This window comes from Stenotrophomonas sp. 82F1 (assembly GCF_056861525.1).
On record NZ_JBSPUD010000026.1, the window covers coordinates 40,893 to 59,979 of the forward strand.

Sequence of the window (19,087 nt, forward strand, 5' to 3'; positions counted from 1 at the left end):
AATCATGCTGGGTATCCACCGCTGGCTGCGCGCCGGCCTGTTGATCATCTTGAGCTCCGTGCTGGGCGCCTGTTCCAGCCGCATCCCGGAGCCGCCGGAACCGCTGGAACTGACGCAACCGATTACGGTGGATCAGCCGGGCCAAGAGGTGCGGTTCGAGTTCGAAACGAATGCGCGCAATTTCGATCCAGGCCGCACCTATGCGCTGGAGCTTGAGGTGCAACGGCAAGGCGGGCGCGAGAACGGCGAACCGGACATGCGCAAGTTGAATATTCCCTTTGAGGTGTCACTGCAGCGATGGGGCGCAGGTGCCTGGCAGGACGTTCCCACCCATGACAGCTACCAGGCACTCGCGCTTAACGCGGGGAAGCCGCTTCCTGCGTGGCACACATCCACTGTCTGGCGCTATGCAGCGTTGAGCGCTGGCAGCGGTGGCCAGTATCGATGGAGCATCGTTGCCCTGCCGTTGGAGCCTGGTGCTCGCTATCGCGCGCGGGTTCGTACCGTACAGACCACACCGGAACTACAGCACTACCTGGCTCAGGTGCGGATACATGCTGCATGGCCTGTGGGTAAATAGCTGTCCTCACGCTGTATAGCTGCCCCTTCATCCGACTCCTGATGGGTTGCCTGCTTGCCCGCCCCATGGCACAGCGGCTAGGGTTGAGGCCCATGGCAGGGAGCCAAAGGATCTGAACATGCTGGGTATCCACCGCTGGCTGCACGTCGGCCTGTTGATCATCTTGAGCACCGCGCTGGGTGCCTGTTCCAGCAGTGATCCTGTTCCACCCGAGCCGCTGGACCTCACGCAGCCGATCGCTGTGGATCAGCCGGGCCAAGAGGTGATCTTCGAGTTCGAGATGAACGGACGCAACTTCACTCCCAGCCGCATTCATGCGTTGGAACTCGAGATGCAACGCCAAAGACCGTACAGCGCGGATGCGCCGGACTTGGAGCGCTTGAACATTCCGTTCGAAGTGGTCCTGCAGCGCTGGACAGGAGGGGCTTGGAAGGATGTGCCTACCTACGACAATTACCAGGCACTAGCACTCAACGCAGGTCAGCCGCTTCCTGCGTGGCATACGTCGGATACTTGGCGCTATGCAATGTTGCGGTCAGGTAGCGGCGGGCAGTACATGCTGAGTGTCGTTGCCTTGCCCCTGCAGAACGACAACCGCTATCGAGTGCAGGTTCGCACCGTCAAAGTGACCCCGGAACTGGGCGAGTATTCGGCTCGTCTTCGCGTCCACGCTGCACGACCCGTTGGTAAGTAAGCTCTATTTACATCCCTTGGAAGGAACTGAAGGAACAATCTTATGGACAAGCCGCGCTACACCGTAGATATCGTCATTGCGGCACCCGGGACCCCTCTGCTTGATCTTTCGACCGGTAAGCAGGAGGTTGTGGATGGTGTTCTGCAGACCTCCGCGCCGGGGCACATGTTCTACGTCCTGCACGCTACGGGTGTGCCTCCCCAGAGCTACGGCTTTGCACCTGTGGTGCATGGCGACATCAATGGGCCGGGCGACATCGTGAAGAAAGATGATCTGATCTATAAGGATCCGCGATACACCCGGACGCTCGAAATCAGCGAGGAGCAATACAAGAAGCTCGACGCCTTCGGCAAAGATCCCGAGGGGTTTGGCTTCAGCAAGCACTACCAGGATGTCCGCAACAACTGCGTGGACTTCACCTGGGAAGCGCTGAACCACGCGGGCATCGAGCGGAAAAGAAGCATCGACGTGAATGCGCTGGGAGGTCCCGCCGGGCAGCTTTTCCCGGATGTCCGCATTCCTCTGGACATCAATGGCGGGGGCAAGGACGGTTATCGTCCGCTGCGTAACATCCACGGAGTCGACAGCATCGATCCGCCGTTCCCCAACAGTGATCTCAATCGTACGAAAACCAACCCGATGCCCGATCGTACGTGGAAGCATCGCCTGCTGAGCGACAACGACGACATCGGCGAGCGCAGCGGCGAGCGGGTGGCCAACGACGCACGCGTGCCGGGCGACGCGTTGCATCCGCTCGACCAGCGGGTGCGGGCAGCGCTGGGTGACGCCGCCGAGCGCCAAGGGCTGCCTGCGGGACAGCAGCCCGAGCTCTTGGCGGGCCACCTGACACGATTGGCGGTGCAGGGGGGCTACACCGAACGCGATACCTTGCAGGTGGCCTTCAGCAGCGGCGGTGCGGCGGATTCGCCGGGCTATGTTTTTCTGCAGCGCACTGGCGACACCGCTTCACCGGACCCTGCAGCGAACCGCCAGCGCTTGTCGCTGGTCGATGCCCAGCAGGGCACGGTTGAAGAGGTGTACCAACAAGCAAGCCTGCAGCATCAGGGCCGCGAGTCCAGCCGTGTCGCGCAGGAAGACCAGCTGCAGCAACAGACGCAGCAGTCCCAGCCGCGAATGGGCTGATATCGGCCCATGCCATAAAGGCGTCGATCGCATCGACGCCTGCCGGTGTTTACCCCATCCGATGCGCAGGATTCTGCTGCTGATCCTGCGCCTGTGCATCCAGCGTCTGCTGCTGGTCCTGCACCGGCTGCTGCCCACCCAGTCCCAGCTTCTGCAGTGACTCCTCGGCCGGCGTCTGCGCGGCCACGGCGGTCGGCAGCATCGCCCGCAGGTGCGCCGGGTTGGCCGGGTCGCCCTGCACCACGAAGATGTTGTGCCCAGCCGGGTGGTTGGCCGTGGCGTTGCTCACCACCACGTGGTCGGCGCGTTCCAGGCCCTGTTCGCGGGCTTTGACGGCCAGGCTGGCGGCCACGTTCTCGCTGGTGGCGTCGAACGCGCGGCCGTGCTTTTCGTCCAGTGCGGCCACGTTCTGGCGGATCTGCTGGTGAAGGGAATCGTCAGGGGTCATTGGGGGCTCCATGTGGCCGCTACCGTGTGGCCGGATGTGGCCAGTGTAAAACGGTCGCGGGCTGCGCCGGTAACCGCTTTGTTGCTAGCCTGTGGCCCGGCGACGCAGGGGATGGCGTCCGGTGCAATGGTAGCGGGGGAGAGCGTGGTGCACGGGGAGACAATCCGGACACGGGGACAGGCGGTCGCGCGGTTGCTGCTCGGCGTGGGGCTGTGGGCCTGCGCAGGTGCTGCGGTGGCTGAAACGCCGGCAGCAGCGGACGATCCCGCCTGCCCATCGCAGGACTTCACCCGTTTCCTGCAACGCTTTGCCGACCCGGCCGATGACCGGGTGCGCCTGCGCTATACCTCCGACCCGCTGGAGTACGAGGTGCCGATGCACACCGTGCGCGACGACCACCAGGGGCTGGCACCCACGCACGTCGTGCTGGAACAGGGCGGCGCGCGATTGAAACGTTTCAGCTACCGCTACCTCGCTGCGTTCGATCTGTTCGTGCCTTCGCCGGTCAGTCGTGACCCGGTCGCGCTGGAGCGCATGCGCGCAGGTACCTACAACGCGCCCAAACGCATCGAAGCGATCGACGACAACGGACAGCGCGTGACCTTCGGCAGCGACGACGAGCGCGATACCTACACCTTCGCGCGCCGCTACGGCTGCTGGATGCTGACGCGCGCCAGCAACCTGCGTGACTGAGCGGGCGCTGCGGCGCTGATGATCATTTGTCCGCCGGGCGGTGGTCGTAACTGATCACCCGCTCGGCCTGCCATTGACCGTCCACCCGGCGCCAGACCTGGATGAAACGGGCCTGCCCGGTCCAGCGTTCAACGCCATCGGTGCCACGCTCATGGAAGCGGTGGTCGCCGATTTCCAGTGCGCGATCATCCTGCAGCGGGAAGACCTGCAGCGAGCTCTCCACCAGCTCGCGCCGCAGGTGCCAGCCGCCCTTGCGCGCGCTGTCGCACAGGTTGGCCACGCTGCGGCGGAAGTCCTCGCGGCTGTTGGCGGACTTGCCATCCTTGTCATGGAAGAACTCCATGTCTTCGGTGGTCATCGCGGCGGCCCTGTCGGCATCGCAGGCATCGAAGGCCACGGCGAACAGTTGCGTGTCGGCTGCGCGGATCTGCTCGCGCAGGGTGTCGCTGGCGGGGGCAGTGCCGGCGAGTGCGGCGGCGAGCAGGGGCAGGGCGAGCAGCATGGCGAGGCTCCGTTGAGGACCGGCGCAGACTGGCACGGGGGCCGTCTCACCGTAAGCGGTCGCTGACGAAACCCGGGGAGGGCGCGACCAATCCCGTACTGGCGGGTGCGAACCGATGCAACCCGGTGCCCGTGTACGCGATGTCATGGCCTGCGCCGATTCCATCACAGGGGGCTCCGTTGCCAGTGCCTAGGCTGGATTCCTCATTCTCCCCGGGAGCTCCCATGCCTACCTCCTCCGTCCGCCTGCACATTGAAGACACCGGCGGCACCGGCCGGCCGGTGATCCTGATTCACGGCTGGCCGCTGTCGGCCGAATCCTGGAAGGCACAGGTGCCATTGCTGCGCGATGCCGGCTACCGCGTGATCAGCTACGACCGACGCGGCTTCGGTCGCTCGGAAAAGCCCGCCGATGGTTACGAGTACGACACGTTGGCCGCTGACCTGGCCGGCCTGATCGATGAGCGCGACCTGCGCGATGTCACCCTGGTCGGCTTCTCGATGGGCGGTGGCGAGGTGGCGCGCTACGTCGCCAGCCATGGTGAGGATCGCCTGCACAGCGTGGTGTTCGCTTCGGCCGTGCCGCCGTACCTGCTGAAGGGTGCGGACAACCCGGACGGGCCGCTGACCCAGGAAAAGGCCGATGAGATGCGCCAGGGGCTGGAGAAAGACCGGGAAGCGTTCTTCGACGGCTTCACCCGTGACTTCTTCAGTGCCGACGGCAAGCTGATGGTCACCGAGGACGAGCGTCAGGCTGCCATCGCGCTTGCCCATCAGTCTGACCAGAACGCCGCGCTGGGCTGCATGAAAGCGTTTGCCACCACCGACTTCCGTGCGGACCTGAAGAAGGTGACGGTACCGACGCTGGTGCTGCACGGCGACAGCGATGCCACGGTGCCGTTCGAAGGTTCGGGCAAACGCACGCACGCTGCCATCGCCGGCAGCGAGGTGGTGGTGCTGAAGCATGCGCCGCATGGCTGCAACACCAGCCACGCCGATGATTTCAATCTGGCGCTGCTGGAATTCCTGAAGAAGTAACACCGACTACGGCATCATCCGCACATGCCTACTGCCCGCACGCCGCCCTGGAAGAAGCCCAACCCGAAGGGCCAGAAGACGCAGCCGCTGACGGAGGCGCAGAAGGCGGCGGCGCGGCAGCGGGCGGAAGAGAACGGGCGCCGTTACCCGAACCTGGTGGACAACATGTGGGCGGCGAAACTGCCGCGCGGTTGAAGCCTTACTGGCTGCTGCGCCCCGCCCACGGCTGCCAACCCCATTCCCGCCATGGCGCGACGGTGCGGGCATGCATTGTCAGTACAGCGCCGGACGATGCGCTGCAGGCGCGCAGGGCATCGCGCAGCACGGCTGCATCCACCGGCTGCGCCGTGGCCACCTGCAACAGTGTGCCTCGGCGACGCACCTGCACCGGCAGCACGCCATGTACCTCGACCGGGTTGCCGGTTCGTGTCCTGCGATAACGCATGGTGATGGGACGGACAGTCTGCAGCAGGACCGGCGTGCAGGTGTCCAGCAGGCGCAGTTGCTGCTCTACCGGCGCCCGGACCTCGATGACGGTGGAGGGATAGCCCACGAAGCTCTCCACCATCACCTGGAAGCGCGGGCCGTCGGGCGTCAGGTAGACGGCCAGGCTTATCGTGCCGATGAAAACCATTGCTGCCAGCCAGATCCAGCTCCGCGGCACCTTGGGCGGTAGGGTGATGCTGTTCAGGCCGGGGCTGCGGCGCCGCAGGCGGCGATAACGCCGCTGTGCAGCGGGGCTGGGCAGCAGGCTGTCATCGGGCAGGGCAATCACCCGTGGCGGTAGACGGGCCAGCCGTCGATTGATCACCCGCGCGCCCAGCATCGCAACCGCCCCGCCCAGCAGTGCCGGCAGCACGGTACGCACGAACAGATACAACCCCAGCATCGCCAACACTCCTGCATTGAACGCACATGATCGCGCATCACCGGCGATGGTGTCGCATCTGCCAGCCGACAGCATCGATTGGCTTGGCTAGCATGCGCGTCACTTGCTGGGGATACACCGATGACCGCCTTTACTGCCCGCCTCGGGCGCTTCTTCGGCGCTGGCCTGATGCTGTTGCTGCTGCAGGTGGTGGCGCTGCTGTCGGTTGGCCTGGCCGCAGGGTACTTCCATCACCGCGTGGACCTGCTGCTGGAGCCACTGTCGCTGGCCTGTGGTGGTATTGATCCGGCCGCGCGCCTGCACGTGGCCGAGCATCTGCTGGCGCGTGCCAGCGCGCTGGATGACTGGCAGCCGCTGTTCTGGCTGCCGATGGCAACGCTGCTGCTCGCCCTGCTGGGTACGCTCCTGGTCTGTGTGCACTGGTTGCGGCATGTGGACGCGCCGCTGCGCCGCAGTGCGTGGGGCCTGCTCGCCCTGCACGCGGCGGCGTTGCTGCTGGCCAGCGCGATGTTGCGACTGTATGAGCATGTGTGGGAAGGCATCACCACGGCACTGCCGGCTGCGTGCATGACCGATCTGGCACCGGACGGGCAGGCGCTGCCGTCCTCGATGCGGCGATGGTTGCTGCAGCTGTTCGCCAGGGCCGAGCTGATGCCGCCGCACGCACCTGACGCGCTGGCCATCATCCTGTGTGGGCTGTTGCTGGCCGCGATGGTGGTTGGTGTGTGGCTGTGGCGCACCACCTCGCAGCTGACCCGGCTCTGACTCTCGCGCGGGCCGCTGACTGGCACCGACCGACGCTTCTGCGGCACTCTATACGGATGAATACGGAAACTTCATCCAAGCACACCAGCAAGTTCCTCAGTCTGGTGCTGCGCCATGAGCCCGAAAAAATCGGGTTGATCCTGGACGGCCAGGGCTGGGCCAACGTCGACGAGCTCCTGCAGAAGCTGGCTGCACATGGGCGGACGCTCGATCATGCAGGACTGCAGCACATCGTGGCGACCTGCAACAAGCAACGCTTTGCACTGAGCGATGATGGTCAGCGCATCCGCGCGAACCAAGGGCATTCGGTCACGGTCGATCTTGGACTGGTGCCGGTCGAGCCGCCACAGTGGCTGTACCACGGCACGGTGTCGCGCTTCGTCGGCTCGATCCGCGAGCAGGGCCTGCGTGCAGGCGGGCGCCATCACGTGCATCTGTCACTGGACCGGGAGACGGCCCATCAGGTCGGCGCTCGCCGCGGTGCACCGGTCATTCTCAGCGTGCACGCCGGGCGCATGCATGCTGAAGGGCATGTCTTCTACCGCTCCGCCAACGGCGTGTGGTTGACCGACCACGTGCCGCCAAAGTACATCGCCGACTGACTCGGCCCGACGCCGCGACGCCGACCCACACTCGGCTGCAAGCCTCAATCGCGTTACAGTCGTTGCATCTCATCCCATGGATGTACCGATGCGTCTGTTCCTGCGTGCGTTGCCGTTGCTGTTGTTGTCACTCACCGTCCATGCTGCCGAAGTCGATCGGCGCATTGCGGTGACCATTGACGATCTGCCCTGGGCGCGCCTGGATGAGATCGTGCCGGCCGATCTGCAGGCGCGTCATGCTGCGTTGATGGCACAGCTGCGCCAGGCTGAGGTGCCAGTGATCGGCTTCGTCAACGAAAACAAGCTGGAAGTGGATGGCCAGGTGCAGCCGGCGCGCGTGCAGATGCTGCGCGACTGGCTGGATGCCGGCTACGAGCTGGGCAACCACACCTGGTCGCACATGGACCTCAACGCCAAGGGCGTGCCGGCATTCCAGCAGGATTTCCTGCGTGGCGAGCAGGTACTGCGGCCGCTGCTGGCCGAACGCGGGCAGACGCCACAGTGGATGCGTCATCCGTATCTGCGTGCGGGGCGTACGCCGGAAGATCGCGCGGCGATGGACGTGCTCTTCAAGCAGCATGGCTACCGCGTTGCGCCGGTGACGGTCGACAACGGTGAGTGGGTGTGGGCCTTCGCCTACGCCAACGTGATGAACGAGCAGCCCGATTCACCGCAGCGCGAGGCGACGCTCGCGAGCCTGCGCAAGGGCTATGTGCCGTACATGCTGAACAAGGTGGATTACTACGAGAAGCAGTCGCAGGCGCTGCTGGGGTATGCGCTGCCGCAGGTGTGGCTGATGCATGCCAACGAACTCAATGCAGCGACCTTCGCCGAGCTGGTGGCGGCCACCAAGCGTCGCGGTTATCGCTTCGTGTCACTGCAGGAGGCGGTGCGCGACCCCGCCTATGCACGCGGCGCCGAGGGCTACAGCGGTCGCTATGGACCGAGCTGGCTGCACCGCTGGGCGATGGCCGAGAACAAGCCCAAGGAATTCTATGCTGGCGAGCCGGAAGTGCCGAAGTGGGTGATGAAGCTGGCCAAGGTGGATGGCGAGTGAGGTTCAGCGCTTGACGGCCAGCACACCGTCCAGTGCCAGCTCGGCCTTGAAGCCTGCCTTTTCCAGGCGCTTGGCCACTTCGCGCGGCACGTCGCGGCCGCTGGTCAGTTTGTTCGGCGCGCCGGTGTAGTGGAACAGGCGACCGCCCTTGCGGATGACGCGGGCGAGGTGGTCGTAGAACACCTGCGAGTAGAGTTCGCCGGCGATGCCGAAGCGCGGCGGGTCATGCAGGATCGCATCGACGCTGTTGCTGGCCACCTGTTCGATCTGCTGCGATACGTCGCCGTGGCTGAAGTGCAGGCGACCGCCAGCGGCGGCTGAATCAGGATCGGGCGACCACGGGTTGAGCGTACGCAGCCACATCACGTCGGCGTTCTTTTCGAACGAGCGGATCTGGCCGACGCCGGCCTCCAGCGCGCAGGCGGCGAAGTAGCCCAGGCCACCGCAGGTATCGAGGATGATCTTGCCTGCGGGGGCGACCAGCTCGACCTTGCGGCGCGCGTCCTCGAACGGCGACAGCTTCGAGGTCGGCAGCATCTTGATGCCGTCGATCTCGAAGGTCGGCGCGCCCCACTCGGTCGGCACCAGCTTGATCAGCGAGCCGCTGAAGCGGGAGATGGCGGAGAACTCCTCGCCATCCCAGTAGTACAGGGTGCGGTCCTTCAGCTTGCCCGGCCACGGGTAGTGCTGGCCACGGAAGGTGAAACCCTCGGCGTCCAGTTGTACAGCCGCTTCACTGCGCCCCAGGTCGAGCGAGCCCTGCCATTCGGTGGCGCCCTTGTCGTGGGCACGGCGCAGGGTTTCAGCACTGTCGCGGGTCAGCAGGGGGCCGGTGTAATGGGGCACGTTGGGTACAGGGGTGGTTCGGGGGAGGGCATGGTACCGCAGGCGCTGTGCAGCCGAGCCGGACATGGGTGCGGCGCTACCGCAGGTCGGTGCAGCTGAATCCGTGGATGGTTCCTTCTCCTGAGATCCTGCCGACGCCTCGTGAGGGCTGCATGCCCTGCAACGCGCACGAACGGCGATGGGCATCCTGGGTGGCGGCTGGCTGCCGGTCGAAGTCGTAGCGCATGCTGCCGTCTTCCTGCAGCAACCAATGCACCGTTACACGCTTGGCGCGTTCCCCTTCGATTTCCCAGTCGAAGGTGCGCATCACCACGACGTCGCCGTCATCGGTCTCACGCACCTCGTCATAAGCACCCTGGGTCTTTGCAACGATCGCGGCCAGCAGGAGAAGAACGGTCATCGGTATTCCTCCTCGAAACCGGCAGCGTGTGCCAGCGGCATCGCTGGGGCCATGGGAAGAATTGCAATCTGGCCGCTACTGACACTTCACCGCATACACCGGCCCCGCCCCGATCAACAGCAGCGCCATGTAATCGCTGTCGCGTGCCCGCGCCTTCAACGTGGCGCCGTCCTTGACGTGGAAGATGCCGAAGCCGCCGGCCATGCGGATCAGCGCGCTGTCGATCTGGTCGGCGTCGTCGCGGAAGTACTGCTGGATGTCGCTGCGGCTGGCCTTGTACAGCGCATTGGGTTCGCGCTGCCATTGGCCGTCGCGCTCGAAGGACACGAAGTACTGGCTTCCTTCCTTTTCGATGCGGAACTCGGCGGACTTGCGCGGGCTGGTGGCGAAGCAGCCGAGCATCGGGTCGGAAGAGAACGGCAGCTGGGTGTCGCCGGAACAGGCCACCAGCAGCAGGAGGGCACCGGGCAGCAGCAGGCGGAGCGCGCGCATGGGATGTCCCGACGGAGCAGGTGCGGCCAGTGTAGGCAGCACGCGGTGGCGCCCGGTACAGATTTTCGGCAAGAACCGCGGCGCGCCGGGGTCACGCGCAGCGGTGGATCTCCACGGTGACGTGCACCAGTTCTTCGTGGATCGCCAGCGCCTGGCGCACGGTGTCCGGATCGAGGGTGGCGTCACTGGTGACCACGCTGGCGGCGACGGCGTACTTGCCGCGCCCCACCTGCCACACATGCAGGTCGGCCAGGCGTGCCGGCCACGGGCCCTGTTCGATCACCTCGCGCACCTCGGCTACCACTGGCGCGTCCATCTGCGCGTCGAGCAGGATGCGGCCGCTGTCGCGCAGCAGACCGATCGCCCACACGGTGACCAGCACCGCGCCGACCAGGCCCATCACCGGGTCCAGCCAGGTCAGGCCGAGCAGCTTGCCGCCGAGCAGGGCGACGATGGCCAGCACCGAGGTGGCGGCGTCGGCCAGCACGTGCACGTAGGCCGAACGCAGGTTGAGATCGTGCCCGTGGGAATGGCCGTGATCGTGGTCATGCCCATGATGATCGCCATGATCGTGTCCGTGGCCATGATGGTGGTGGACGTGGCCGGGGCTGTCGTGCAGCCACCATGCGCAGAACAGGTTCACGCCCAGACCAACGGCGGCGATGGCGATGGCTTCGTTGTAGTGGATGGGCGCGGGCACCCACAGGCGTTCCAGCGATTGCACGGCCATCAGCGCGGCGACGCCGAGCAGGGCGATGGCGCTGGTGTAGCCGGCCAGGATCTCGATCTTCCAGGTGCCGAACGCAAAGCGCGGATCGTGTGCGTAGCGCCGTGCACAGCGGTAGGCGAACACCGAAAGGCCCAGCGCCAGCGCGTGCGAGCTCATGTGCCAGCCGTCGGCGAGCACGGCCATGGAATTGAACCACCAGCCACCGAGGATCTCGACCAGCATCATGCTGACGGTGAGCCACATCGCGCGACGGGTATTGCGTTCGGCCAGCGGGTTACCGTCGTCGAAGCGGTGTTCGTGGCGGCGGGCGGCGGCGAGGGCGTCCAGGTGCATGGGGGCGGTGATGGATGGATACCCCCATAGGGTATATGATCCGGTCATGGCGCATGTACACAGGAATCGAAAGCAGCTGCTGACCCGGGTCCGTCGCATCGGCGGCCAGGTGGCGGCGTTGGAGCAGGCGTTGAGCACGCCAGAAAGCGAGGCAGGCGACTGCGCCGACGTGCTGGTGCAGGTGGCGGCCGTGCGTGGCGCTGCCCACAGCCTGTTGATGGAACTGCTGCACGAGCACCTGCAGGAACACGTGGTGGGCGCGGAAGACCCGGCCCAGCGGGCGGCCGAAGCCGAGGTGCTGGTGGAGCTGCTGCGGCGTTACGGCAAATAGCCAGGTAGTGCCGGCCGCTGGCCGGCAACTGCAGACGACTTCCGCAGGTCATGAGGTTGCCGGCCAGCGGCCGGCACCACCCCTGCGGCGTTAGCGGTGGCGGGGCCGCGCGGTCCCCAGGTGCGTGGCGGCCAGCAGCAGGCTGCCGGTGACCGTCAGCGGGGTCTCCCACGCGTGCGAGGGCAGCGCCAGCGCGCCGGCCATCAGCAGGGCCAGGCCGATACCGGCGCTCAGCCACGCCAGCGCAGGCAGGGGATGGCGGCGTTCGGCCCGCCACAGGGCGAAGCCGGTCAGCGGCAGCGCGATGGCCACGAAGACCAAGTGCACCCATTCCGCTTCGGCCCAGACGCCGAACAGCGGCAGCGCGGCCGCCAGCAGGGGCAGTGCCAGGCAATGCAGCAGGCACAGGCTGGACAGGGCGACGGCACCGGCATCAAGCAGGGCGGCGGAGGGCGACTTCATGTGGGGAGGTTCCTTGCGCGGCAATTGTTATACAGTAACATTTCCGTTCCGCAGCCAACCCGCTCCGACATGAACACTGTTTCCCGCGCCGACCGTCGCCTTCCGGTCACCGTGCTCTCCGGCTTCCTTGGGGCCGGCAAGACCACCCTGCTCAACCAGATCCTGCGCAACCGCGATGGCCTGCGGGTGGCGGTGATCGTCAACGACATGAGCGAGGTCAACATCGATGCGCAGCTGGTACGCGATGGCGGCGCGGAGCTGCGTCGCACCGAAGAGACGCTGGTGGAGTTCAGCAACGGCTGCATCTGCTGCACGCTGCGCGATGATCTGCTGCAAGAGGTCCGGCGCCTGGCTGACAGTGGCCGCTACGACTACCTGCTGATCGAATCGACCGGGATCGGCGAGCCGATGCCGGTAGCGGCCACCTTCGCGGTACGCGATGAGCACGGTTTCAGCCTGAGCGATATCGCGCGGCTGGACACGATGGTGACGGTGGTGGATGGCAGCGCCTTCCTGGCCGATTTCGAGTCGACGCTGCGCTTGGCCGAGCGTGGCCAGCAGGCAGGGCCGGACGACGACCGCGGCGTGGTCGACCTGCTGTGCGAGCAGGTGGAGTTTGCCAACGTGATCGTGGTCAGCAAGGTGGACCAGGTGGAAGAGGAGCTGCTGCAGGACACGCTGGCGGTGCTGCGCGGCTTGAACCGTGACGCGAAGCTGCTGCTGTCCCGCTTCGGCGACGTGCCGCTTGCCGAGCTGCTGGATACCGGTCGCTTCGATTTCGATCGTGCGCAGCAGGCTCCCGGCTGGGTGAAGGAGCTGCGCGGCGAGCACACACCGGAAACCGAGGAATACGGCATTGCCAGCTTCGTCTACCGCTCGCGACGGCCGTTCCACCCGGCCCGCTTCGCGCGCACGTTGCAGCACGGCATGCCCGGGGTGATCCGCAGCAAGGGCTGGTTCTGGCTGGCCAACCGCATGGATTGGGTGGGTGAGTTGAACAGTGTGGGCGCGGCCACGCGCACGCAGGCGGCGGGCTTCTGGTATGCGGCGCGCGAGCGTGTGCGCGCCGGCCAGGAGGACACCACGCCGCTGCTGCCACCGACGCCACTGCCCTACAGCGATCTGGGCTGGGCCCGGCAGCAGGCTGACTGCTGGAGCGCGCCGCTGCCCGATGCACAGGAATTCCCGGACGCGGCCGCGCACGCGGCGATGGCGCGCCTATGGCACCCGCTGTGGGGTGACCGCCGGCAGGAACTGGTGGTGATCGGCGTACACATGGATGAGCGCGTGGTGCGGAATGCGCTGGACGCATGCCTGCTCAACGACGACGAGCTGCAGGCCGGGCCCCTGCTGTGGCAGCAGATGCCGCAGACGTTCCCAGTGTGGAAACGTGGATGAGTAGATCCACGCCATGCGTGGATGAATGCTCGGCTGGCAGTAGATCCACGCCATGCGTGGATGCCAGCCGGCGGGAGCCGAGCATGGGCTCGGCTCTACAACGCATCGCTTCCGATGGACGTGGACGCATTGCCAGGCAGTAGATCCACGCCATGCGTGGATGCCAGCCGGCAGGAGCCGAGCATGGGCTCGGCTCTACAGGTCATCGCGCCACTGCCAACCTGCTTCACTCACCTGCAGCACCTGCGTTGGCCGCAGGGCCTGCAGCAGGTGCGCGTCATGGCTGACCATCAGCAACGCCCCCGGCCATGCCGCCAGCAGATCTTCCAGCGCCTGCAGCGCGGCCAGGTCCAGCGCATTGCCCGGCTCGTCCAGCAACAACAGCTGCGGGGCAGGATCGGCATACAGCACGCTGGCCAGCGCACCTTTCACCCGCTCGCCATCGCTGAGGCTGCTGGCCGGGCGCTGGATGCGCTGCGCATCCAGGCCCAGCAACGCCAACCGTGTGCGCAGCTCAGCCGGATCGGCCGTGGGATGGGCGGCCTGCACCGCGTCGAGAATGCTCTCTTCGCTGCGCAGATTCAGCAGCTGCTGGTCGAGCAGGGCCAAGGGCGCGTGCCGTTGCACCTGCCCGCTGTCTGCGGCCAGCTCACCGGCCAGCACGCGCAACAGCGTCGACTTGCCGCTGCCGTTGTCGCCGACCACGGCAATGCGCTGGCCACGACGGATCTCCAGCTGCAGTGGCGCACGACAGCCGCGCGGCAGCACCAGCTCATGCGCCTGCAGCAAACGGGCTTGGCCACGCTCGCCTTCGCCACTGAACAACGCCAGTTCCGGCGCCACGTGCACCGCTGCTGCGGCGGCGCGTACCTGCGCGGCGCTGGCCTGCAGGCGATCGCTCTGGATCTGCTGCGCGCGCCCGTGGCTGGCTTCGGCGCGCTGCTTCTGCCGACCGAGCAGGATCGGTGCCTGGTTGGCCTCGCGCGCCTCGCGGTTGCCGCGTGCCTGGCGCTGCTGCTGGCGCTCGTGCTGCTCGCGCGCGCTGCGTTGCTGCTGCCGGTGCTGGGCGCGGACGTGGTCAAGCTGGGCGGCGGCGGCCTCGCGTTCGGCGGCACGCGTGTCGGCATAGTGCTGCCATGGCCCGCCATAACGATGCAGGCCCTGCGCATCCAGTTCGACGATCTGCGTCATCTGCGAGAGCAGGGCGCGGTCATGGCTGATCGCCAGCAGTCCGCCCTGCCATCGCTGCAGCTGTGCATACAGTTGGCGGCGGTGATGGGCATCGAGGTGATTGCTCGGTTCGTCGAGGATCAGCCAGTCTGCGCCGCTGGCCCACGCGCCAGACAGGGCGACCTGCATCGCCTGGCCACCACTGAGCCGCGCGGCGGGTTGCGCGGGATCAAGGTCGGCCGGCAGCTGCAGTGTCTGCCACTGCTGCTGCAGGCGTTCGCGCAGGTTCCAGCGGTCGCCGATGCAGGTGAAGTCCGCTGCATCGACGCTGCCCGCTTCGATGCGCGCCAGCGCCGCCAGTTCGGCGCCCACGCCGGCCAGTTCGGCGACCGTGCCACGTGGCGGATAGCCGGGCGTAGGCAACAGGAATACCTGGCCACTGCGGTGCACCTGACCCTCGTCGGGCGACAGCTGGCCAGCGAGCAGGCGCGCGAGCACGCTCTTGCCCACGCCGTTGGCGCCGACCAGGCCGGTGGCCACCGGTTCGAAGGAAAAGGACAGATTGGAAAACAGCGGTCGGCCATCGGCCAACCGATACGACACGCGATCGAGCGTGAGGGAATGCGAAGTCATGCGACCTCCATGGATGCCTGGTTCTCCCCTGCGCGCAGGGGCGGGAAGAGTCGGGCCGTCTAGTGCGAAGACGGCGGCATCACTGGCGCATTGGTCGCGAGCCTCTTGCAGGAATGAGTGCGCAGTATAGCGCCGTGAGCTGAATGGTCGCGGCCACTGCGCTGCGTTACGGCACCGTATCCAGCCGTGCGCCGACGAATTCGATGAACACCCGCAGCTTCGGCAGCACGTGGCGGCCGGAGGGCCACAACAGGTGGAACGTGCCGCAGGAATGCACGTGCTCATCAAGCACCGTGACCAGCCGGCCGTCAGCGAGCGCATCGCGTACCGAATGCACCGGCAAGAACGCCAGGCCACCGTCGCGCAGTGCCAGTGCCACCCGCGCCTCGATGGTGTTGGCCACCAGGTGCACCGGCAGTTCCTGCGCCGTTTCTCCCTCGGGCCAAAGGATCGGCCACGGTTCGAGTTTGCCGCTGCTGGGGAAGCGGTAATGCAGCAGGCGGTGCTGCAGCAGGTCGCCCGGCGTGCGTGGAATGCCATGCCGTTGCAGGTACGCCGGCGATGCAACCACACGGCGGGGGAACACACCAAGGCGGCGCGCGGTGAGGCGTGAGTCGCTGGGCTCGCCAACGCGCAGCACGGCGTCGAAGCCTTCCTCGATGACGTCGACCAGTCGATCGGAGAAATCCAGCTCCAGGCGGATGTCGGGATAGGCGGCCATGAACTCGGCCATCAACGGCAGGGTGAGGTCGCCCACCAGCGGCAGGCTGATGCGCAGGGTGCCGCTGGGGGTTGCATGCTGCTGGGCCAGTTCGGTACGTGCGGCGTCGCGCTCGTCGAGGATGCGCCGGCAACGCGCCAGGAACAGCTGGCCCTCGGCGGTGAGGGTGATGCTGCGCGTGCTGCGATGGAACAGTCGCACGCCGAGTGCGTGTTCCAGCCGGGCCACGCACTTGCCGGCGGCCGAGGCGGAGATGCCCTGCACGCGACCGGTGTCGACGAAGCTGCGGGTGTCCGCGGCGTGGACGAAGGTCTGCAGGTTGGCCAGGTTGTCGAGGACGGACATGGGGAAGGTCGCAGCGAAAGAGGGCAGGGTAGGCGGCGGTCGGCATGCGCGATGACGCAGCCGGTGCAACAGTGCGGTGCGGGTGCTCGGCGGGTCGTTGCGGCCCAATGGTTCCGGGCATCATGCCGATTACGGACCGCGTGGTCCATGATGCGCGGAGCCCGGCCCCGCTTTTTGCGGGCGCCGAAGCTGCCTACCGTGGCGGGCCTCTCCCCACGGATCACCCCGATGACACTCGCCCTTCCTGTTGAAACTGCACCGGCATTGCCCGCGGTGAGCGCGCTGCTGCAGGCCGTGCATCCGCAGCGCCTGGTCGGTGCGGTGGTACTGGTGCGCGAACACGGCGTGCTTCGCCATGCCAGCGCCAGTGGCCTGGCCGATCGTGAATCGAATACACCGATGCGCCGCGACCAGCTGTTCCGGCTGGCTTCGGTGAGCAAGCCGCTGCTGACCACGGTGATCCTGCGGCTGGTAGCCGAGGGCGTGCTCGACCTGGATACGCCGGTGCAGCGCTGGTTGCCGGCGTTCCGCCCGGCACTGGCCGACGGCAGCCGGCCATCGATCAGCCTGCGCCAGCTGCTCAGCCACAGCAGTGGGCTGGGCTACCGCTTCCTGGAAGCCGATGCCGAGGGGCCTTATGCGCAGGCGGGCGTGAGCGATGGCATGGACGCGAACGCGGTGACGCTGCAGCAGAACGTGCAGCGCATCGCGCAGGCGCCGCTGCTGTTCGCACCGGGCAGCCAGTGGCTGTACTCGCTGGGCGTGGACGTGGCTGGCGCGGTGGCTGAAGCAGCGACAGGCGAGACGTTGCAGGCGTTGTTCGACCGGCTGCTGGTGCAGCCGCTGGGCCTGCGCGATACCGCGTTTGCCACCAGCGACGGTGGCCGCCTGGCGACGCCGTATGTCAGTGACCTGCCGCAGCCGCATCGCTTGCAGGAGGGCGAGGTGGTGCCTGCCTTCGAGGGCTCGGTAGGTATCGAATACAGCCTGGCACGTGCGACCGATCCGCACCGTTATCCGTCGGCCGGCGCAGGGCTGGTGGGCACCGCTGACGAGGTGATGACCGTGCTGGAGGCACTGCGCGATTCGCGTGTCTCACAGTTGCTGCCGCACAGTCTGATGTCGCAGATGGGAATGCCTCAGTTGGGCGAGCTGGGACCGATCGATCCGCCCGGTTGGGGCTTCGGCCTGGGTTTTGCCGTGCTGCGTGATGCCGCAGCCAGCGGCACACCACAGACCGTGGGCACATGGCGCTGGGGCGGTGCTTACGGCCACAGCTGGTTCGTCGATCCGGCGCGCGGCCTGAGCGTGGTCGCGCTGACCAACACGCTGTACGAAGGCATGCACGGCGCGTTCGTGGATGAACTGCGCGATGCGGTATACGCCGATCTGGAGACGGCGCGATGAGCGGCCACGCGATCGACGCCGGGGCACCGGCCGGTGAGGCAACGCGCCTGCCGTGGCGTGGTCTGCTGGCCTTGGCCGGTGGTGGCTTCATCACCCTGTTGACCGAAACGCTGCCCGCCGGCGTGCTGCGGCCGATGGGCGACAGTCTCGGCGTCAGCGACGCGGCGGCAGGGCAGCTGGTGAGCGTGTACGCACTGGGCTCGCTGCTGGCTGCGTTGCCGATGACCGCGCTCACCCAGCGCCTGCCGCGTCGTCCGCTGCTGCTGGCGGCGATTGCCGGCTTCATGGTGGTCAACACCGTGACCGCGCTCAGCCACGACTACATGCTGACCCTGGTGGCGCGCTTCCTGGCCGGTGTGGGCGCGGGCCTGCTGTGGTCGCTGGTGGCCGGCTATGCCGCGCGCATGGTGGTGCCGGAACTGCAGGGCAGGGCGATCGCGGTGGCGATGATCGGCTCGCCGCTGGCGTTGTCGCTGGGGGTGCCGGCCGGCACGTTGCTGGGCCAGCAGATCGGCTGGCGCTGGGCGTTCGCGTTGATGAGCGTGCTGGCGGTGCTGCTGCTCGGCTACGCGCGCTGGGCGCTGCCCGCATTGCCGGCGGCCGGCGCAGGCCGGCGCATGTCGCTGGGTTCGGTCTGGCGCATGCCCGGCATCCGCAGCACGCTGCTGGTGATGGTGCTGTACGTGCTGGCGCACAACGTGCTGTACACCTACATCGAGCCATTGGCGGTGCAGGCGGGCGCGGGCGGCTGGCTGGACCGGCTGCTGCTGGCGTTCGGCATCGCCGCGATCGTGGGCATCGCCATTGCCGGCTGGGGCGTGGACCGCCATCTGCGTGCGCTGGTATGGGCCAGCGTGCTCGGCTTCGTGATGGCAGTGGTTTCGCTGCTGCTGTGGCCGGGCGTACCGGCCGTGCTGCTGCTGGTGACGATCCTGTGGGGCGTCGCGTTCGGTGCCGTGCCAACCCTGTTCCAGACCGCACTGGCCCGCCGTGCCGGCGCCGCTGCCGACCTCGCGCAATCGATGCTGGTAACCGGTTGGAACCTGGCCATCGCCGCCGGCGGTGTGGGCGGCGGCCTGATGCTGCAGGCCAGCGGCGCCCAGCACCTGGCGTGGTTGCCGTTGCTGCTGCTGGCGGTGTCTGCAGCCTGGCTGTGGGCCCGGCCGAAGGCCTGGGCATAGGCGTCGATCAACGGTGACGGGGTTGCCGGCCAGCGGCCGGCACCACAGAGAGCAGAACGTGCGAGCGCCGCGACCCGCTGTTGCTTTCTCTTCTCTCTTACGTGGTGGAACGCCGCAGAGATCTGTCCCGGGTCGGGGGGGGGGGGGGGGGGGGGGGGGGGGGGGGGGGGGGGGGGGGGGCCCCCCCCCCCCGGGGGGGGGGGGGGGGGGTGCGAGGCACGCGAGGGA

At 67.0% G+C, this 19,087-nt stretch carries 23 protein-coding genes; 13 read left to right on the forward strand and 10 right to left on the reverse strand.

Annotated elements, in window-relative coordinates:
* Positions 1 to 4: 4 nt before the first annotated feature.
* The 3 genes from AC13GI_RS19360 to AC13GI_RS19370 all read left to right on the forward strand — a co-directional run bounded on the left by AC13GI_RS19360 (position 5) and on the right by AC13GI_RS19370 (position 2,417).
* Positions 5 to 580 (forward strand): hypothetical protein, encoded by a 576-nt coding sequence (locus AC13GI_RS19360; RefSeq protein ID WP_482997080.1) that lies wholly within the window; start codon positions 5 to 7, stop codon positions 578 to 580.
* Positions 581 to 698: 118 nt separating this feature from the next.
* Complete coding sequence (locus AC13GI_RS19365) at positions 699 to 1,274, forward strand: hypothetical protein (RefSeq protein WP_482997081.1); 576 nt, start codon at positions 699 to 701, stop codon at positions 1,272 to 1,274.
* 42 nt (positions 1,275 to 1,316) lie between these two features.
* Positions 1,317 to 2,417: a hypothetical protein gene (locus AC13GI_RS19370; protein ID WP_482997082.1), complete on the forward strand. Its 1,101-nt coding sequence runs from the start codon at positions 1,317 to 1,319 to the stop codon at positions 2,415 to 2,417.
* Positions 2,418 to 2,466: 49 nt separating this feature from the next.
* On the opposite strand, the gene AC13GI_RS19375 is transcribed toward AC13GI_RS19370, so the two are convergent.
* The gene (locus AC13GI_RS19375) at positions 2,467 to 2,865 is read right to left on the reverse strand and encodes an XVIPCD domain-containing protein (protein WP_482997083.1); all 399 of its coding nucleotides are present in this window, start codon (positions 2,863 to 2,865) and stop codon (positions 2,467 to 2,469) included.
* Positions 2,866 to 3,099: 234 nt separating this feature from the next.
* Here AC13GI_RS19375 and AC13GI_RS19380 point away from each other — a divergent pair, with 234 nt between their 5' ends.
* A complete protein-coding gene (locus AC13GI_RS19380) occupies positions 3,100 to 3,558 on the forward strand; it encodes a hypothetical protein (protein ID WP_482997084.1) in 459 nt (152 codons plus the stop codon).
* A 22-nt stretch (positions 3,559 to 3,580) separates the two neighbouring features.
* On the opposite strand, the gene AC13GI_RS19385 is transcribed toward AC13GI_RS19380, so the two are convergent.
* Entirely contained in the window at positions 3,581 to 4,060 is a 480-nt protein-coding gene (locus tag AC13GI_RS19385; protein WP_099821399.1) for a DUF4440 domain-containing protein, read from the reverse strand.
* A gap of 224 nt (positions 4,061 to 4,284) precedes the next feature.
* Between AC13GI_RS19385 and AC13GI_RS19390 the strand changes: the two genes are divergently transcribed.
* On the forward strand, positions 4,285 to 5,097 hold the full coding sequence (locus tag AC13GI_RS19390; RefSeq protein WP_482997085.1) for an alpha/beta fold hydrolase: 813 nt from the start codon (positions 4,285 to 4,287) through the stop codon (positions 5,095 to 5,097).
* Between the two features lie 24 nt (positions 5,098 to 5,121).
* Complete coding sequence (locus AC13GI_RS19395) at positions 5,122 to 5,292, forward strand: hypothetical protein (protein ID WP_099782623.1); 171 nt, start codon at positions 5,122 to 5,124, stop codon at positions 5,290 to 5,292.
* Between the two features lie 4 nt (positions 5,293 to 5,296).
* On the opposite strand, the gene AC13GI_RS19400 is transcribed toward AC13GI_RS19395, so the two are convergent.
* The gene (locus tag AC13GI_RS19400) at positions 5,297 to 5,986 is read right to left on the reverse strand and encodes a hypothetical protein (protein WP_482997086.1); all 690 of its coding nucleotides are present in this window, start codon (positions 5,984 to 5,986) and stop codon (positions 5,297 to 5,299) included.
* A 120-nt stretch (positions 5,987 to 6,106) separates the two neighbouring features.
* Here AC13GI_RS19400 and AC13GI_RS19405 point away from each other — a divergent pair, with 120 nt between their 5' ends.
* The 3 genes from AC13GI_RS19405 to AC13GI_RS19415 all read left to right on the forward strand — a co-directional run bounded on the left by AC13GI_RS19405 (position 6,107) and on the right by AC13GI_RS19415 (position 8,410).
* Positions 6,107 to 6,751 carry a hypothetical protein gene (locus tag AC13GI_RS19405; protein WP_482997087.1) on the forward strand — a complete coding sequence of 215 codons (645 nt, stop codon included), beginning with the start codon at positions 6,107 to 6,109 and terminating at the stop codon, positions 6,749 to 6,751.
* Positions 6,752 to 6,807: 56 nt separating this feature from the next.
* Positions 6,808 to 7,353, forward strand: coding sequence for an RNA 2'-phosphotransferase (locus AC13GI_RS19410; protein WP_482997088.1), 546 nt, complete (start codon positions 6,808 to 6,810; stop codon positions 7,351 to 7,353).
* An 88-nt stretch (positions 7,354 to 7,441) separates the two neighbouring features.
* Positions 7,442 to 8,410 carry a polysaccharide deacetylase family protein gene (locus AC13GI_RS19415; RefSeq protein ID WP_482997089.1) on the forward strand — a complete coding sequence of 323 codons (969 nt, stop codon included), beginning with the start codon at positions 7,442 to 7,444 and terminating at the stop codon, positions 8,408 to 8,410.
* 3 nt (positions 8,411 to 8,413) lie between these two features.
* Here AC13GI_RS19415 and AC13GI_RS19420 read toward each other — a convergent pair whose 3' ends face one another.
* The 4 genes from AC13GI_RS19420 to dmeF form a co-directional block, all read right to left on the reverse strand.
* Positions 8,414 to 9,256 (reverse strand): class I SAM-dependent methyltransferase, encoded by an 843-nt coding sequence (locus AC13GI_RS19420; RefSeq protein ID WP_482997090.1) that lies wholly within the window; start codon positions 9,254 to 9,256, stop codon positions 8,414 to 8,416.
* A gap of 76 nt (positions 9,257 to 9,332) precedes the next feature.
* Positions 9,333 to 9,656: a hypothetical protein gene (locus tag AC13GI_RS19425; RefSeq protein ID WP_482997091.1), complete on the reverse strand. Its 324-nt coding sequence runs from the start codon at positions 9,654 to 9,656 to the stop codon at positions 9,333 to 9,335.
* Positions 9,657 to 9,731: 75 nt separating this feature from the next.
* Positions 9,732 to 10,148 carry a hypothetical protein gene (locus AC13GI_RS19430; protein ID WP_089238360.1) on the reverse strand — a complete coding sequence of 139 codons (417 nt, stop codon included), beginning with the start codon at positions 10,146 to 10,148 and terminating at the stop codon, positions 9,732 to 9,734.
* Between the two features lie 91 nt (positions 10,149 to 10,239).
* Entirely contained in the window at positions 10,240 to 11,211 is a 972-nt protein-coding gene (gene dmeF / locus AC13GI_RS19435; protein WP_482997092.1) for a CDF family Co(II)/Ni(II) efflux transporter DmeF, read from the reverse strand.
* Between the two features lie 46 nt (positions 11,212 to 11,257).
* On the opposite strand from dmeF, the gene AC13GI_RS19440 reads away from it, so the two are divergent.
* Positions 11,258 to 11,542 carry a metal-sensing transcriptional repressor gene (locus tag AC13GI_RS19440; RefSeq protein WP_380653094.1) on the forward strand — a complete coding sequence of 95 codons (285 nt, stop codon included), beginning with the start codon at positions 11,258 to 11,260 and terminating at the stop codon, positions 11,540 to 11,542.
* A 90-nt stretch (positions 11,543 to 11,632) separates the two neighbouring features.
* On the opposite strand, the gene AC13GI_RS19445 is transcribed toward AC13GI_RS19440, so the two are convergent.
* Positions 11,633 to 12,004, reverse strand: a complete 372-nt coding sequence (locus AC13GI_RS19445) for a MerC family mercury resistance protein (protein ID WP_482997093.1) — start codon at positions 12,002 to 12,004, stop codon at positions 11,633 to 11,635.
* Between the two features lie 69 nt (positions 12,005 to 12,073).
* Here AC13GI_RS19445 and AC13GI_RS19450 point away from each other — a divergent pair, with 69 nt between their 5' ends.
* Positions 12,074 to 13,402, forward strand: a complete 1,329-nt coding sequence (locus tag AC13GI_RS19450; protein WP_482997094.1) for a GTP-binding protein — start codon at positions 12,074 to 12,076, stop codon at positions 13,400 to 13,402.
* A gap of 195 nt (positions 13,403 to 13,597) precedes the next feature.
* Here AC13GI_RS19450 and AC13GI_RS19455 read toward each other — a convergent pair whose 3' ends face one another.
* The gene (locus tag AC13GI_RS19455; protein ID WP_482997095.1) at positions 13,598 to 15,205 is read right to left on the reverse strand and encodes an ATP-binding cassette domain-containing protein; all 1,608 of its coding nucleotides are present in this window, start codon (positions 15,203 to 15,205) and stop codon (positions 13,598 to 13,600) included.
* A 166-nt stretch (positions 15,206 to 15,371) separates the two neighbouring features.
* Positions 15,372 to 16,271: a LysR family transcriptional regulator gene (locus AC13GI_RS19460; protein WP_482997096.1), complete on the reverse strand. Its 900-nt coding sequence runs from the start codon at positions 16,269 to 16,271 to the stop codon at positions 15,372 to 15,374.
* A 228-nt stretch (positions 16,272 to 16,499) separates the two neighbouring features.
* Between AC13GI_RS19460 and AC13GI_RS19465 the strand changes: the two genes are divergently transcribed.
* Both AC13GI_RS19465 and AC13GI_RS19470 read left to right on the forward strand, forming a co-directional pair.
* Entirely contained in the window at positions 16,500 to 17,678 is a 1,179-nt protein-coding gene (locus AC13GI_RS19465) for a serine hydrolase domain-containing protein (protein ID WP_482997097.1), read from the forward strand.
* A complete protein-coding gene (locus tag AC13GI_RS19470; RefSeq protein ID WP_482997098.1) occupies positions 17,675 to 18,859 on the forward strand; it encodes an MFS transporter in 1,185 nt (394 codons plus the stop codon). Before AC13GI_RS19465 ends, AC13GI_RS19470 begins: the two co-directional genes overlap by 4 nt.
* Positions 18,860 to 19,087 lie beyond the last annotated feature (228 nt).